The organism is Pinisolibacter sp. (genome assembly GCF_036782435.1).
Classification (GTDB): Bacteria; Pseudomonadota; Alphaproteobacteria; order Rhizobiales; family Ancalomicrobiaceae; genus CALBKH01.
This window is the reverse complement of the sequence record NZ_DAIPZB010000005.1, coordinates 67,926-81,447: the sequence shown is the minus strand read 5'-3', so window position 1 is coordinate 81,447 and position 13,522 is coordinate 67,926. Positions and strand designations below refer to the sequence as shown.

Annotated in this window: 13 protein-coding genes; 8 read left to right on the top strand and 5 right to left on the bottom strand. The window is 70.0% G+C overall.

Going from position 1 to position 13,522, the window contains the following annotated elements; genetic code table 11:
- Positions 1 to 353 precede the first annotated feature (353 nt).
- Positions 354 to 1,505, top strand: a complete 1,152-nt coding sequence (locus V7Q42_RS03505; protein ID WP_333822498.1) for a stealth family protein — start codon at positions 354 to 356, stop codon at positions 1,503 to 1,505.
- A gap of 84 nt (positions 1,506 to 1,589) precedes the next feature.
- Here the strand turns inward: V7Q42_RS03505 and V7Q42_RS03500 are convergent, their stop codons facing one another.
- Positions 1,590 to 2,252, bottom strand: coding sequence for a DUF4833 domain-containing protein (locus tag V7Q42_RS03500; protein ID WP_333822497.1), 663 nt, complete (start codon positions 2,250 to 2,252; stop codon positions 1,590 to 1,592).
- A gap of 471 nt (positions 2,253 to 2,723) precedes the next feature.
- Between V7Q42_RS03500 and V7Q42_RS03495 the strand changes: the two genes are divergently transcribed.
- From V7Q42_RS03495 to V7Q42_RS03485, 3 genes are read left to right on the top strand one after another with little or no spacing between them, the layout of a single operon-like run.
- The gene (locus V7Q42_RS03495; protein ID WP_333822495.1) at positions 2,724 to 3,827 is read left to right on the top strand and encodes an inositol-3-phosphate synthase; all 1,104 of its coding nucleotides are present in this window, start codon (positions 2,724 to 2,726) and stop codon (positions 3,825 to 3,827) included.
- Positions 3,828 to 3,831: 4 nt separating this feature from the next.
- Entirely contained in the window at positions 3,832 to 4,662 is an 831-nt protein-coding gene (locus V7Q42_RS03490) for an SDR family oxidoreductase (protein WP_333822494.1), read from the top strand.
- Positions 4,659 to 5,540 (top strand): phosphatidate cytidylyltransferase, encoded by an 882-nt coding sequence (locus tag V7Q42_RS03485; protein WP_333822492.1) that lies wholly within the window; start codon positions 4,659 to 4,661, stop codon positions 5,538 to 5,540. The genes V7Q42_RS03490 and V7Q42_RS03485 overlap by 4 nt, the downstream gene beginning before the upstream one ends.
- A gap of 10 nt (positions 5,541 to 5,550) precedes the next feature.
- Here the strand turns inward: V7Q42_RS03485 and V7Q42_RS03480 are convergent, their stop codons facing one another.
- Positions 5,551 to 6,066 carry a phosphatidylglycerophosphatase A family protein gene (locus V7Q42_RS03480; protein ID WP_333822491.1) on the bottom strand — a complete coding sequence of 172 codons (516 nt, stop codon included), beginning with the start codon at positions 6,064 to 6,066 and terminating at the stop codon, positions 5,551 to 5,553.
- Between the two features lie 86 nt (positions 6,067 to 6,152).
- Between V7Q42_RS03480 and V7Q42_RS03475 the strand changes: the two genes are divergently transcribed.
- The 3 genes from V7Q42_RS03475 (at position 6,153) to V7Q42_RS03465 (ending at position 9,340) form a co-directional block, all read left to right on the top strand.
- On the top strand, positions 6,153 to 7,304 hold the full coding sequence (locus tag V7Q42_RS03475; RefSeq protein WP_333822490.1) for an LptF/LptG family permease: 1,152 nt from the start codon (positions 6,153 to 6,155) through the stop codon (positions 7,302 to 7,304).
- Positions 7,301 to 8,491, top strand: coding sequence for an LptF/LptG family permease (locus V7Q42_RS03470; RefSeq protein ID WP_333822488.1), 1,191 nt, complete (start codon positions 7,301 to 7,303; stop codon positions 8,489 to 8,491). Before V7Q42_RS03475 ends, V7Q42_RS03470 begins: the two co-directional genes overlap by 4 nt.
- A 171-nt stretch (positions 8,492 to 8,662) precedes the next feature.
- Positions 8,663 to 9,340: an IspD/TarI family cytidylyltransferase gene (locus V7Q42_RS03465; RefSeq protein ID WP_333822487.1), complete on the top strand. Its 678-nt coding sequence runs from the start codon at positions 8,663 to 8,665 to the stop codon at positions 9,338 to 9,340.
- Positions 9,341 to 9,352: 12 nt separating this feature from the next.
- On the opposite strand, the gene V7Q42_RS03460 is transcribed toward V7Q42_RS03465, so the two are convergent.
- On the bottom strand, positions 9,353 to 10,090 hold the full coding sequence (locus tag V7Q42_RS03460) for a CDP-alcohol phosphatidyltransferase family protein (RefSeq protein WP_333822486.1): 738 nt from the start codon (positions 10,088 to 10,090) through the stop codon (positions 9,353 to 9,355).
- Between the two features lie 304 nt (positions 10,091 to 10,394).
- On the opposite strand from V7Q42_RS03460, the gene V7Q42_RS03455 reads away from it, so the two are divergent.
- Positions 10,395 to 11,219: a hypothetical protein gene (locus V7Q42_RS03455; RefSeq protein WP_333822484.1), complete on the top strand. Its 825-nt coding sequence runs from the start codon at positions 10,395 to 10,397 to the stop codon at positions 11,217 to 11,219.
- A gap of 49 nt (positions 11,220 to 11,268) precedes the next feature.
- On the opposite strand, the gene V7Q42_RS03450 is transcribed toward V7Q42_RS03455, so the two are convergent.
- Both V7Q42_RS03450 and V7Q42_RS03445 read right to left on the bottom strand, forming a co-directional pair.
- Entirely contained in the window at positions 11,269 to 11,931 is a 663-nt protein-coding gene (locus V7Q42_RS03450) for a CDP-alcohol phosphatidyltransferase family protein (protein ID WP_333822483.1), read from the bottom strand.
- Positions 11,928 to 13,496 carry a xylulokinase gene (locus V7Q42_RS03445; protein ID WP_333822482.1) on the bottom strand — a complete coding sequence of 523 codons (1,569 nt, stop codon included), beginning with the start codon at positions 13,494 to 13,496 and terminating at the stop codon, positions 11,928 to 11,930. Before V7Q42_RS03445 ends, V7Q42_RS03450 begins: the two co-directional genes overlap by 4 nt.
- Between the last annotated feature and the right edge of the window lie 26 nt (positions 13,497 to 13,522).

The following is a 13,522-nucleotide window of genomic DNA, read 5'->3' as shown; positions in this document are numbered from 1 at the left end:
CTTACAGGCTCGATGCGATCGAGGCGAGCCGAAATCCCGCGTTCGATGGACGCGGAAGCCACGACGGGGACGACGACGAGCAGATTCTCGGCGGATCCCGGTCCGCGCCGGCTCCGGCCCTCGACCGATGTCATTGCCCCAAAGGGTTGCTTCTTCCGGCCGGATGATGAAAAATTCGACGGCTTCGAAGCGCGCCCGCGCGTCGAAGACGAACCGGAGCCGGCCTTTCCGTCAGTCGCATTCGGAAGGCCCGACCGGCAACCTCACGGCAGGCCGTATGGCCGACGCCGCGAAGCACCACCGATCCGAACCGAAGATCCGTCGATTGCGATCGAATCGGTATCGGAGACGCGGTGAAACCGACCGCCGAACCGATGCCCCTGTCCGACGCTCCGACCGAACGCATATCGCCGACCGCGCCGATCGACCTGGTCTATCTGTGGGTCGACGGAGCGGACCCGAAGTTCCGCGCCCTGAAACGCCGCCATCTGAGCGCGTCGACGGGTCACAGCGAACGCGACGATCTCACGGGCGACGACGCACGCTACCGCCAGATCGGCGAGATCGCCTATTCGGTCCGTTCGGTGCGCCGCTTCGCGCCGTGGATCCGCGACATCCACATCGTCGTCGCCCCCGGTCAACGTCCGCCCGTCGATCTCGACGACCCGCGCATCCACATCGTCGAACATCCGCAGATCATGCCGGCGGCCATCCTGCCGACCTTTTCCAACCGCAGTATCGAACCCTTCGTGCACCGCATTCCCGGCCTGTCGGAGGTCTTCCTCTACGCCAACGACGATTTCCTGTTCTGGCGCAACACGCCGCGCGAGCATTTCGTCGTCGACGGCGAGCTGTCGCTGCGCGGCCGCTTCCTACCGCGATGGCGGGCTCGGACGGGCGCCGTCCTCCACGAGGGGCACTCGCGGACCGTGAGCCAGACGGCACTTCGGCTCTACGATCACGGGCTGCGGCGGGTCTTTCGAGCCGAGCATTCGTTCCACGTCATGCGTCGGACGACCTGCGAGACGGTCTGGAGGGAATGCGGCGCGTTCCTCGACCGCGTCGTCGCCCTGCGATTCCGGAACGACGAACTCGGAGCGAACTGGCAGATGCTGGTCAACGGTTTCGAACTGCGCGATCGTTCGCCGCGCACGGTGCGGACCTTCGATACGGTGCTCCTCTCCTTCGCCCATGTCGAGGAGAGCCGCGCGACCGCCGCCCTTGTGCGGATGCGCCTCGCCCTGTTGCGGTGGTTCGCGCCGCGGACGATGTGTTTCAACACCATCCCGGCCTCCTGGAGCGATCGCGTCCGCGCGGTTCTCGATCGCCACTACGGCCCGATCGATCCGCCGCGCCGTGACGCGGTCGTAGCGATGGCGAAACGCGAACCGGGGGATCCCGCGACGCCGATCGACGGCTCCGCGAAGTTCGCCGGGTCGAGCCGCGGCGCCGTCGCCGCCGATGATCGAGTTCGCGATCGTACGTCTCCACGGCAAAGGTCGTGAAACACCCCGGCGAGCCGACACCGACCGGCCCCGCCCCGGTTGGTCGCGCGGAGGAAGGCCGTGGACGCCGTCGTCCCTTCGGTCTCATCCGAAATGGACGCGTTCGCGCACGTAACCCTTCTCGCCGTCAATCGCGGCGTAGAGGTCGATGTGACGAATCGACGGGATGAAGCCGTCGTTCACCGCCTCGGCATAGACGTAGACCGGCCGCATCGGCCGCTTGTCGACGGGAATGAGGAGCCGCGGCTTGCCGTTCGGCCCCATGTCGAGCGTCCCCTCGCGCTCGTGCCAACTGACCAGGCCGATCGACCAGCGCCCCTCACCCGACGACAGCGCGTTGACACCGAAGGCGAAGACACGCTCGAAGAAGCTGAGGTCGCGCTTCTGGCCCTTCGAGGCATAGCGCCGCCAGAACACCTCGATGGGGCTCTTCCGATCCAAGCCGCCGTCGGCGCCCCGCCGGGCGGCGTAGACGATGACGTTGGCGTTGATCGAATGCTGGACGTAGAACAGCATCCCGTCGTCCTGCGGCACGTGTTGCGGCCGCACCACCGGCAGTTCGGTGAAGGTCGAGATCTCCGAGTGCATGGCGGGCAGGACGATCTGCGGCTCGGCCCGCGCCCGACCGACGAGAGCATCTCCCCACACCGCAGCGAGCGCCAGACCGAGGACGGACCGGCGCGACGGATGGAGACGTGTGTCGAGGCTCGGCGACGCGAGCGGCGGCGAATTCGGCGAACGGATCATCGCGGGTCGGAATCTCGGCTGAAGACGGAGCGACGATGCCAACGACATTCGGCTCGATTACGGCAATTGACAAGTGCGCCCGCGCATCGGTGCGCGACCTTTTGTCACGGGCACCGCGACCCGCCTCGGGCGAGGCCGGACGGCTGCGCTCGCGCCCGGTGATCGACCGACCGTGGGGCTCTCCGGCCGGCCGGCGCGGCTCGAAGACCGCCTCTCGCGCCCCCTGCCCGGCCCGCATCCGGTGAGAACTTCCGGTGAAACCGCGGTTCGGCGGGCCGAGATGGCGAGGAAACATCGTCCGACGGCTTTCCCCTCGACGCCATCGGCGCTATTGAACCGGCGGGTCGTGCCGCCAGGGGGCGGTGGGGCGGCTCATCGTCGGGAAGACCGGCGGAAACCGCGGGCGGATCTCGATCCGCCGACATCCGGTCGTCCGTCGTTGCGCGAAGAACACCTGCCAAGGGGCATCACATGTCTCGGAAAATTCGCACCGCCATCGTCGGTCTCGGAAATTGCGCGAGTTCGCTCGTCCAGGGCGTCGCCTACTGCCGCGCCGAGGGCGAGGCCGCGATCGGCGTTCCCTTCCCCGTCCTCGGTGGATGGCGTCCGGAAGACATCGAGATCGTCGCCGCCTTCGACGTCGACGCCCGCAAGGTCGGTCTCGACATCTCGGAAGCCATCTTCCAGGCGCCCAACTGCACCGCGATCTTCAAACCCGACGTGCCGAAGGCCGGCGTGACGGTGCAGCGCGGCCCCGACCTCGACGGCGTCTCCGCCTTCATGCGCAACCAGATGGCCGAGCGCTCGTTCGTCGTCTCGACCGCGCCGGCGCTCGACCGCGCCGCGATCGTCGCCCACCTTCGCGAGCGTGAGGTCGAGGTGATGATCAACTTCCTGCCCGTCGGGTCGCAGGAGGCGGTCGAATTCTACGCCTCTTGCGCCATCGAGGCGGGTTGCGCCCTGGTCAACGGCATCCCGGTGCTGATCGCCTCCGACCCGAAGTGGTCGGCGAAGTTCAAGGCCGGCGGCGTGCCGGTGCTCGGCGACGACTTCAAGGCGCAGATGGGCGCCACCATCGTCCACCGCACCCTGTCGCATCTCTTCGACATGCGCGGCGTCAAGATGGACCGCACCTATCAGCTGAACGTCGGCGGCAACACTGACTTCCTCAACATGATGGATCACGACCGGCTGCTGACCAAGCGCCTGTCGAAGACCGAGGCGGTGCAGACCGCCATGGTCGAGCGGCTCGACGATCAGCAGATCCGTATCGGCCCGTCCGACTACGTGCCGTGGCTGAACGACAACAAGATCGCCTATGTGCGGCTCGAAGGCCGGCTGTTCGGCGGCGTGCCGATGAACATCGAGGCGCGCGTCTCGGTCGAGGATTCGCCCAATGCGGCGGCGATGGCGCTGATCGGCATCCGCCTCGCCAAGATCGCCAAGGATCGCGGCCTCGCGGGCGATCTCGGCTCGCTGGCGAGCTTCCTGTTCAAGCACCCGCCGGTGCAGGTCGACGACGAGATCGGTCTCGCCGACATGCTCGCCTTCGCGAAAGGCGCCGCCGAGGGCTGACGCCATGGGGCGCGACGACACCGCCACCCGTACGGGGCCGGCCGTCGTCACCGGTGGTTCGAGCGGCATCGGCGCGGCGGCGGCGCTGCGCCTCGCCCGGCTCGGCCATCCCGTCGCGCTCGTCGCCCGCCGCCCCGATCTCCTCGACGCGACGGCCGAGGCGATCCGCGCCGCCGTCCCCGGCGCCCGGGTCTCCACCCACCCGCTCGACGTCCGGGACGAGGCGGCGGTGGCCGAAGCGGTGGCGAAGGTGACCGCCGAACACGGCCCCGTCGCCTGGCTGATCGCTTCCGCCGGCATCGCCGAACCCGGACTCTTCGTCGAACAGCCGCTCGACGCCCATCGCGCCCAGATCGAGGTCAACTATCTCGGCACGCTCGCCGCGGTCCACGCCGTGGTGCCGTCGATGCGGGCGACCGGTCGTGGCCGCATCGTCCTCGTCTCCTCCGGCGCCGGACTCTTCGGCATCTACGGCTATTCGGCCTATGCGCCGTCGAAATTCGCGGTGCGCGGCCTCGCCGAGGTCCTCCGGGTCGAGCTCGCCGAACACGGCATCTCCGTCACCCTCGCCTACCCGCCCGACACCGACACGCCGCAGCTCGCCGCCGAGCGCCGCACCAAGCCGGCCGTCACCGCGGCGATCACCGCCGGCGCCGGCCTGTGGACGGCGGACGCGGTGGCGAAGGGCATGCTGGAGGCCGCCGCCGCCGGTCGGTTCACCGTCGCTCCCGGCGTCACGCTCGGGCTCCTCGCCCGGCTCCATTCCCTCCTCGGCCCGGCGCTGCGCTGGCACCAGCACCGCGTCGCCCGATCGATCACGAGGCGAAAACCGTGAGCGAAACCATTGCCCTCGCCGTTCTCGTCGGCGTCTTCCTCGCCGTCGCGGTGACGCTCGTCGGGGTGCTGTCGCTCCTGCCGGCGACCGCCGAGAAGGCCCGCGCCCTGTGGCCGGCACTGATCTCCGAGGTCGCCATCGTCGCGGTGGCGCTCGGCTTCGTCGTGCCCGGCGGGCCGGTGACGGCGCTCGGTGTCACGCTGCTGGCCGCCCGTTGCGGCTGGGAGGCGACGAAGGTCCTCTTTCGCGGGGCGGGCGAACCGATCACGCCGCTGACGGTGGCCACCCTCGCCGCCGTCGCCGCCCTCCTCGCCTTCTCCTCCGGCGCGACCGGCGCGGCGGCCGGCTTCGTCGTCCTGGTCGTCGGGGTCATGGCGGTGACCTGGATGTCGAAGCCGGCGACCTACCAGGACGCCGCCGTGCTCCTGGTCTTCCCGCTCGCCGCGCTCGCCGCCTTCGCCGGCGTCGCGGCGCGGCCCGACGGCGGGGCGATCCTGCTCGTCGCCTTCCTGCTGGTCGAGGTGATGGACAGCGCCGCCGTCCTCGGCGGCAAGCTGTTCGGCCGCCGCCCAGCCTTCCCGCGTCTCAGCCCGCGCAAGACGGTGGAGGGCCTCCTCGTCGGTCTCGCCGCGGTCACCGCGGTGACCGCGGTGCTCGGCATCGCGGTGATGGGCTGGTCGCTCGTCCACACCCTGCTCGTCGCCGTCGTCGCGCCGGTGGCGACGGTCGCCGGCGACCTCGCGGCGTCGGCGATCAAGCGGCAGGTGGGGGTCAAGGACTATCCCGCCATCCACCCCGTCCAGGGCGGCGTCCTCGACATCGTCGACGCCTGGATCGTCACCGCCCCGGCCCTCGCCCTGGTGTCGATGGTGGTCTGAGGCCCGCGACTCAGAAGCGCCCGACCGCGTAGACCGCGAGATCGATCGCCGCGATCGCGGCGATCGCCGCAGCGAGATCGTCGGCCATCACCCCGAGACCGCCCGAGAGATTGTCCTGCACGGCGCGAATCGGCTGCGGCTTGACGATGTCGAAGAAGCGAAAGGCGACGAAGCCGGCGAGCCACCACACCGGATGCGCCGGGATGGCGAGGAAGACCAGCGCCATCGCCCAGGTCTCGTCGAAGACGACGCAGCCGGGATCGTCGATCCCGAGCGCCCGCCCGGTGACATCGGCGGCCCAGATCCCGAGGCAGAATGTCGCAGCGAAGATCACCGCCAGCCACGGCCACGGCAGCGCGAGCAGCAGCCACGCCGGCAGCACCGCCCCCGCCGCACCGACCGTTCCCGGCGCCCACGGCGACACACCGAGGCCGCCGGACAGCGAGACGACGTGCGCCGGATGGGACCAGACGAAGCGCAGGGTCGGACGACCGTCGGAGGCGAGACTTTTGACCATGGCCACCATCAGATATGATTCCGCTTCCCAGGACGAGTCCGGCTCGTCCGGGCCGACGTTCGATGTTCCTTCCGTCCATGAGAGGCTGCGCACGTATGGTGCGGACCTATGGTCTCTACCTGATCCGACGTTGCCTCGGAGCCCTGGGGGCGACGCTCGGCCTCGTCCTCGTCGTCTTTCTGGCGGAGCGCCTCACCACGCTGGTCGAGACGCTGATCAAGCGCAACGCGCCGCTCTCCGACCTTCCCCTGGTCCTGACCTTGACCGCCCCGGAGATCCTGATCACGGCGATGCCGCTCGCCCTGCTCATCGGCATCTACCGTGCCCTGACGGAGGCTCGCGGCGGCGGTGAGACGGTCGTCCTCGCCGGCGCCGGTGTCGGCCCGTGGGGGCTGCTGCGCAGTCTCCTCGGCTTCGGGTTCGTCGCGGCGCTCCTCGTCGTCGTCGTCGCCGGCTGGGTCGACCCGCTCGCACGCGCCACGCGCGACCGGCTGTTCCTCACCGCGGCCCGCGACATGGTCGTCGACGCCGTGCGCAACGGGTTGAAGCGCGACGAGGTCGAAAGCCTCAACGGCTACACCTTCGTTTCGCCCAGTTGGAAGAGCGGCGAGGCCCGCCGGCTGCTGATCTTCCTGCCGCGCCAGGACGGTGTCGAGCGGATCGTCGCGGCGACCGATTACGATCTGACCGATATCGACGGACAACGTCGCTATCATCTGACGCTGCGCGACGTCACCGTCTCCGATCTGGCGCTGAAGGTGCCCGCGACCGACACGACCGAGGAGACGCTCGCCGGCGGCTCCGGTTTCCGGCTCGGTACGGTGAGCCGCGACATCGACCTCGACAAGGCGTTGCGCGAGCCGATCCTGCCCGATCAGCCCGAATATCACGATCTGGCCGACCTGATCCGCACAACCGCGAAGACCATCGCCGAGAAGTCGGTCGGCCTGCGCGCCGCCGAGATCGTCACCCGGGCCTGGCTGTCGGTCGCCGCGGTGTTCATGGCGGCGATCGCCGTCTCCTTCGCCGATGGACGGCGCCGCTTCTTCGCTCTGCCGGCGGCGGGCGCGGCCATGGTGGTGATCGATCTCGCCCTGGTGCGGATGGTGCGCGGCTTCGGCGTCGCCACCACCGGCGGTGGCTTCCTCCAGGGCGGCGTCGCGGTGGCGATCCTCCTCGCCGTCCTCGCCAGCGCGGTGGTGTGGCGCTATCCCGCCATCGTGGCGCCGCGCGGGGGGCGCTCGTGATCGGTCACACACCCGCCGCGCTGCGCCGCCCGCCTCACGTCGGCCTGTTCCACCCGCTCGGCCTGCCCGGCATCATGGCGCGGCAGGACTTCCGCGGGCACCTGCTGTTCGTCGTCACCGTTCAGGTGGTGCTGTTGTTGGTCGCCATCTCGATCGATCTGGCGCGCTATTTCGATCAGGTGACCTCGACCGCGGCCGGCGGCGGCGTTCTGGCGAAGGCCAGTCTCCTCGCCTGGTACCTCGGTCTCAGGATCATCGACATGGTGACGCGGCTCCTGCCGATCGCCGTCTTCGTCGGCATTCTCGCCTTCGAATTGTGGTCGATCCTGACCCGCCGCCGTGCCATCCACTGGATCTCCGGACGCCACCCGCTGAGAGCGCTCGGCCCCGCCGCGGCGGTCGGCCTGGTGCTGGCGCCGCTCCAGTACACGCTCGAGACCAGGTGGCGGCCGGAGGCGGTGCTTGCCCAGTCGGTGGCCAAACTCGGCGCCTACGGCGAGCGCTACGTCCGCGATCGGCCGGCGAAGCCGGTATGGTTCATGTCGGCCGACCGTCTCGTCCATGCCGACATTCGATTCGGCCCGCCGGCGGAACTCGTCGACGTCGACGTCTATCGGCTCGACGACCTCGGCCGGGTGAGCGAGGTGATCCGCGCCGCACGGGCCGAGCCATCCGGCACGCCCGACGTCTGGCGCTTCCGCGACGCGATTCGATGGACCCGCGATCCCGCTTCACCCTCGTCGATGCGGGTCTCGACACGGACCGGCGAGGAACTCCTGACCATCCCGTTGCACCCCCTCGCCGTCACCTACATGGGCGTTCCGGCGAAATACGTCCCGGACGACGACCTGCGCGAGATCATCGCCTCGGGCACCGACATGCTGGTCGGCGCCGACTACCGCGTGTGGCTCGAGGTCCGTCGCGCCAACACGCTGATGCCGCTGGCGATGGCGCTACTGGCGGCGAGCGTGTCGTTCTTCGCCGGCGCCCGACGGCCGAGCCTGCCTGTCTTGGCCGGATGTGTTCTCGCCGGATATTCGATCCATGTCGCGGTCCGCGTCTTCATCGCCGCCGGCGAGCTGCGAATCATCCCCCCCGAAGCCGCCGCCTGGATCCCGGTCGGTATCGCGCTCGCGGCGGTGCCGCTGTTCGTCGCCGTCGTCGCGGCGCGCGACTGGCGAGCCTGAAGGCCGCCGGACGGCTGCGGCGATCCGCGACCGGGCGTCGGAAATCTCCCCGATGCGCGACGAGACCGTCGCGTGGCATCATGCCGGGCGGAAGCTGAACCGGACCGCGGAGACAACGGCGCGAACGCGGGGCGCAGGCCGACATCGGCGGCGGAAAGTGACGACGACATCATGGACATCGGCGGCCGCGACGACATCACCACGATCCTTCTCGGCGCCGGCTCCGGCCAGCGCATGGGCGGACTGCCGAAAGCGCTTCTCAGGGTCGGCGGCGCCACCCTGATGGAACAGGCGGTGCAGCGCGCCCGGATCCTCGGCAACCGCATCATCCTGGCGCTGCGCAGCGAGGACGTGGTCGAGGGCGAGCAGCTGTTGGGGGCCAGGGTGACGGTGTTGCCCGGCGGCGCGACCCGTCAGGAGACGGTGGCGCTGATGCTGCGCGAGGTCGTGACCGCCAAGGTGTTGATCCACGACGTCGCCCGGGCGATGGCCTCGCCGGAGCTCTACCTGCGCGTCACCGACGCCGCCGCCGGTCACGACGCCGTCGCCCTGGCGCTGCCGGTCGAGGTCCGAGACGCCTACAGCCTCGCCCGCGACGGCATGGTCGTCGGTTCGGTCGATCGCACCGCCCTGGTCAAGACGCAGACGCCGCAGGTCTACACCACCGAGGTGCTGCGCGCCGCGATCGCAGCCGCCGACCGCGACGGTTTCGTCGGCCAGAGCCTCATCGATCTCGTCCACCGCATCGGCGTCGGCGTCCACCTGATCGACGGCGAGGAGAGCAACGTCAAGATCACCTACCCCTGGGACATCGAGCGCGGTCGGGCGGACGGCTCGCACGGGCCATGACGCCGCCCCGTCTCAGGCTTCTCGATCGGCCCGCCGGTAGCGGACGATGTTGGCGTACTGGGTCTCGACCGCGTCGGCGATCGACAGGACCAGGGGCACGATCAGCGCCCACCCGCCGACGCCGGCCCACCATCCCGCCACCACCAGGATCGGCAGACTGCCGTCGATGCCGGAGAAGAACGCGACGATCACGCCCGCGAACGTCCGGTTCACCCCTCGCGATTCCGTCGTGTCGGGGTCGCGACCCAATTTGGAGATGCGGTAGTCGCGGGCGCCGCGCGCGAAGACCTTCAGCCACGCCGCCGTCGCCGCGACCGTCGTCCAGGTGTGCTCGTCGCCGGCCGCTTCGTCGGCGGCGATGCCGGCCGTGACGTAGAAGACCGCCCAGCGCACCACGTCGATCTGGAAATCGATGTAGCCGCCGAATCGCGAGGTGCGGCCGGTGATGCGCGCGAGGTCGCCGTCGACGCAGTCGAAGAGGCCGCCGAGATAGGCCGCCAGACCGATGACCGGCATGGCGACCTCGACCGGCAGCAGGACGACCGCAGCGACCATCGCCGGTATCGAGAGGCCGCCGATCAGCGTGACCGAGGTCGGCGACAGTGAGGTGAAAGCCAAGCCCCAGGCGATGGCGAGGCTGAGCGGCCGGTAGAAGAGGACGTAGCCCCACGCCGTCCACATCTTGACGGTCCAGCGGGTCCGAAGGTTCTCGCCGACCAACGAGAGGAACGGCGGTGGGCAGGCGTCCATATGCGGCGTCTCCGAGCGAGGAGGAACGCCATGCTTATAGATCGCTCGCTCGGCCGCCACCATCCCGTGCGCCGGCAGATCGTCCGCTTCGATGCCGCGCTTCTCCGCCTGCGTCGACACGACGCGCCGGCGCGGTCACCCGGGCGCGCCGCCGGCGCCATCCTCGGCCCGGCCCCCGGTCCGGCTCGTCACGCCGGCACGGCGAGAGGTGGACTTCATAGCCCCCCTGCTCTAATCGAAGAGGGACGTGGATCGGCCCGCCGCGACGGCGATCCTTCGACGGAGAAACCGGGATTCTCGACGAATGACCAATGCCCGCGCGAACCCGACCCGCTTTCGCTCGTTCGCCGATCGGCTCTCGTGGCTCCCCGCCATCGGTATCGCCTCGGTGCCGGTGATCGTCGTCCCGGCGATCCTGTGGGCGCGGGTCACCTTCCACGTCCTCCATCCCGACGCCGACCCGAAGGTCTATCTGACCATCAGCCGCGCCATCTCGGATCCGGCGATCGGTGAGCCCTTCGCCTTCTGGATCACCATCGCGGCGGCGATCCTGTGGCTCTCGGTGCAGGTCATCCTGTGGATGTTCGTCGCCGAGCATCCGCGTCCGCCGGCGATCGGGGTCACTCGCGACCGGATCGCGCGAGGTCTGTGGCCGGTGATGTGGGTCGCCATGACGGCGGCCTGCGTCGGCATGGTGATGCTCTCCCACCATCGCTTCGGCAGCACCACCGGCGAGAATCGGCTGCACATGATCGGCAGCTACGTCTTCTTCGCCGGTCAGGCGGCGACGATCCTCTTCGCCGCCATCTATCATTCGCTCGTCGCCCCGGCCCGGGCCGCGGGCGACACCGCGTTCTTCCCCGCCCGCTGGCGCGCCCGCGCCGGCTATGTCGTGGTCGCCGCGGCCGCTCTCTACGGTGTCTTCTTCCGCATCAAGTCGATGGATTTCGGCCCGGCCACCCGGTGGATCGTCTCCGTCTACGTCGAGCTGGAGACCGTTCTGATCCTGGTCTTCCTGACCTATCTGGCGGCGTTCTTCGTCGACGTTTCGCGCTTCTCCAGGTCACGCGGCGTGGCGCGCGAAACCGCCGCGGTGTCCGGCGAAGCGGTGCCGAACCCCACCTCCTGAGCCGGTCTCTCGGTCGAGCACGGCGGCGCGGCGCGAGGCCGTCGACCGTTCACGCCGAATCGCCCGACCGCGGCTCGCGCTTCGGCAGCGGATCGGTCTCGTCCGCCTGCTTCAGCATGGTCCAGGCACGGTGCGCCCGTTGCAGGGCGGTGAACTGGGTGAGCCCGGCGTAGATCCACATCCCCACGGTGAGCGCCTCGACCTCGATCTCCATCGAGCGGAACACCGTCCCGGCGAGAATCATCAGACCGCAGAGGAAGAGGATCCGCTCCTGGCGCTCGAAGAGATCGGGCCAGCGGTCGTTGTCGACCGGGATCTCGATGGCGGTGCGCGCCTTGGCGTAGCTGGTGAGGTAGGCTCCGGCGAGGCCCATGATCGCCGCCATCCAGGCGCCGCTCGCCCAGCCGAGCGCCAGCATCATCGCCAGTTCCTGGTAGCGATCGACGACGGCGTCGAGATAGCCGCCGCGCCGGCTGGAGAGCCCGGTGAGCCGCGCCACCGCGCCGTCGAGCGCGTCGAAGGCGAAGGCGACGATCAGGCCGAGGCCGAGCACCAGCGTCGAACGGTGCCACGAGAATGCGGCGACGTTCACCGCCACCAGCACCAGGCCGATCAGCGTCACCTGATTGGGCGTCACACCGGTCGCCGCCAGCGGCCGCGCCGCGCGTTCCCACAGGGGATCGATGTGGGTCTTGAACAGGCCGTCGATCATCGCCCGCCACCTCCGAAACCACTCGTGCCGGCATACCGCCGCCGCGACCACGGCACCACCCAACGCCGCGCCGAGGAGAATTCCGCCCAACGCAGATCGAGGAGCCGCCGTTCGCGCGGGTCGGGCCGATACTCCTGCGCCTCTTTCCGCACCGCGCCGCGGATCGCCGCGAGCGGATCCGCCGCCCACCCGAGGACCGGCGCGGCGAGCGCCGCGACTCCGATCAGGCCGGCGAAGCGCGGCGTCGTCACCACCACCGTTCGTCCCGTGGCGTCGGCGAGGGTCTGGGCGAACACCGGGCTCTGGCCGACGCCGCCGACCAGCGGCAGCGGCGGATCGTGGCGCACGCCGCGTTCGCGGCCGACCACCTGGAGCGCCCAACGCAGGTTGAGCACGGTCCCGTCGATCACGGCGCGGATCAGCGTCTCGCGGCCGTGGCCGAAGCGCAGACCGAGCAGGGTGCCGCGCAGCCGATGGTCGTCGATCGGGCAGCGCTCGCCGGCGAGCCACGGCAGGAACAGCGGATCGTCGACGTCGCGCCGCGCCGCGCTCGCCAGGAAATCGCCGATGTCGTCGTCGAAATGCCCGCCGGGACCCGCCAGCACCTCGCTGAGCCAATGGAAGGCACCGCCGCAGGTCTCCTGCGTGGCGATGAGCAGCGGCCGGAAGCCGACCGGGCTCGCTACCGTGGCGTAGGAATGGCGGGCGCTGACGCGGCGATCGGGCAGGAAGCCGCCGACCCAGGAGCTGGTGCCGGCACAGACGTGCAGCTCGCCGAACTCCACCGCGCCGGAGCCGAGCGCGGTCGCCGCCACGTCGCCGCAGCCGGCGACGACGGGGACGCCCTCCGGCAGGTCGAGTTCGGCCGCCGCCTGAGCCGTCAGACCACCGACGACGTCGCTGCCGTCGACGATCTCCGGCAGGCGGTCGCTCGGGACGCCGACCATGCGGCACAACCGCTCCGACCACCCTTCCCTGCCCGGCCGGGTGTCCATCAACCAGGTGAGATTGGCCGAATCCGCTGTCGTGACGAAGCGGCCGGCGGCGCGGTGGACGAGCCAGTCGCGGACGTCGAGGATCTTGGCGGTCGCCGCCCAGATCTCCGGCTCGTGCTTGCGCACCCAGGCGATCTTGCTCGGCGGATCCATGCCGTTGAGCGGCGGTCCGCCGTTGGCGAGGTGGAGCCAGGCGATCGCCTTGGGGATGTTGTAGCCGAAGGCCGCCGGAAAGCCGCCGACCACCGAACGGGTGAGGTCGGCGGCGCGCTTGTCGAGCCAGATGATCGCGGGACGCAGCGGATGACCGGTCGCGTCGACGCAGACGATGCCGCACATCTGGGCGGAGAAGGCTATGGCGCCGAGCCCCTCAGCGAGATCGGGCACGGCGGCACGCAGATCGCCGACCGCCCGCACGAAGGCCGACCACCAGTCGGTCGGCCGCTGTTCGGCGTACATCGGCGCGGGGCGCGACAACGGATAGTGCTCGACGGTCACGGCGACGAGCGAGGACGTGCGATCGACGACCCCGACCTTGACGCCGCCGGTGCCGAAATCGGCGGTCAGCACATATCTCGGCGCACCCCTTTCGGGTG

Bases quoted from the DNA above. Each gene is read 5' to 3' on its own strand.
- V7Q42_RS03500 (WP_333822497.1), bottom strand. From the start codon at position 2,252: ATGATCCGTTCGCCGAATTCGCCGCCGCTCGCGTCGCCGAGCCTCGAC.
- V7Q42_RS03495 (WP_333822495.1), top strand. From the start codon at position 2,724: ATGTCTCGGAAAATTCGCACCGCCATCGTCGGTCTCGGAAATTGCGCG.
- V7Q42_RS03490 (WP_333822494.1), top strand. From the start codon at position 3,832: ATGGGGCGCGACGACACCGCCACCCGTACGGGGCCGGCCGTCGTCACC.
- V7Q42_RS03480 (WP_333822491.1), bottom strand. From the start codon at position 6,066: ATGGTGGCCATGGTCAAAAGTCTCGCCTCCGACGGTCGTCCGACCCTG.
- V7Q42_RS03475 (WP_333822490.1), top strand. From the start codon at position 6,153: ATGGTGCGGACCTATGGTCTCTACCTGATCCGACGTTGCCTCGGAGCC.
- V7Q42_RS03465 (WP_333822487.1), top strand. From the start codon at position 8,663: ATGGACATCGGCGGCCGCGACGACATCACCACGATCCTTCTCGGCGCC.
- V7Q42_RS03460 (WP_333822486.1), bottom strand. From the start codon at position 10,090: ATGGACGCCTGCCCACCGCCGTTCCTCTCGTTGGTCGGCGAGAACCTT.
- V7Q42_RS03455 (WP_333822484.1), top strand. From the start codon at position 10,395: ATGACCAATGCCCGCGCGAACCCGACCCGCTTTCGCTCGTTCGCCGAT.
- V7Q42_RS03450 (WP_333822483.1), bottom strand. From the start codon at position 11,931: ATGATCGACGGCCTGTTCAAGACCCACATCGATCCCCTGTGGGAACGC.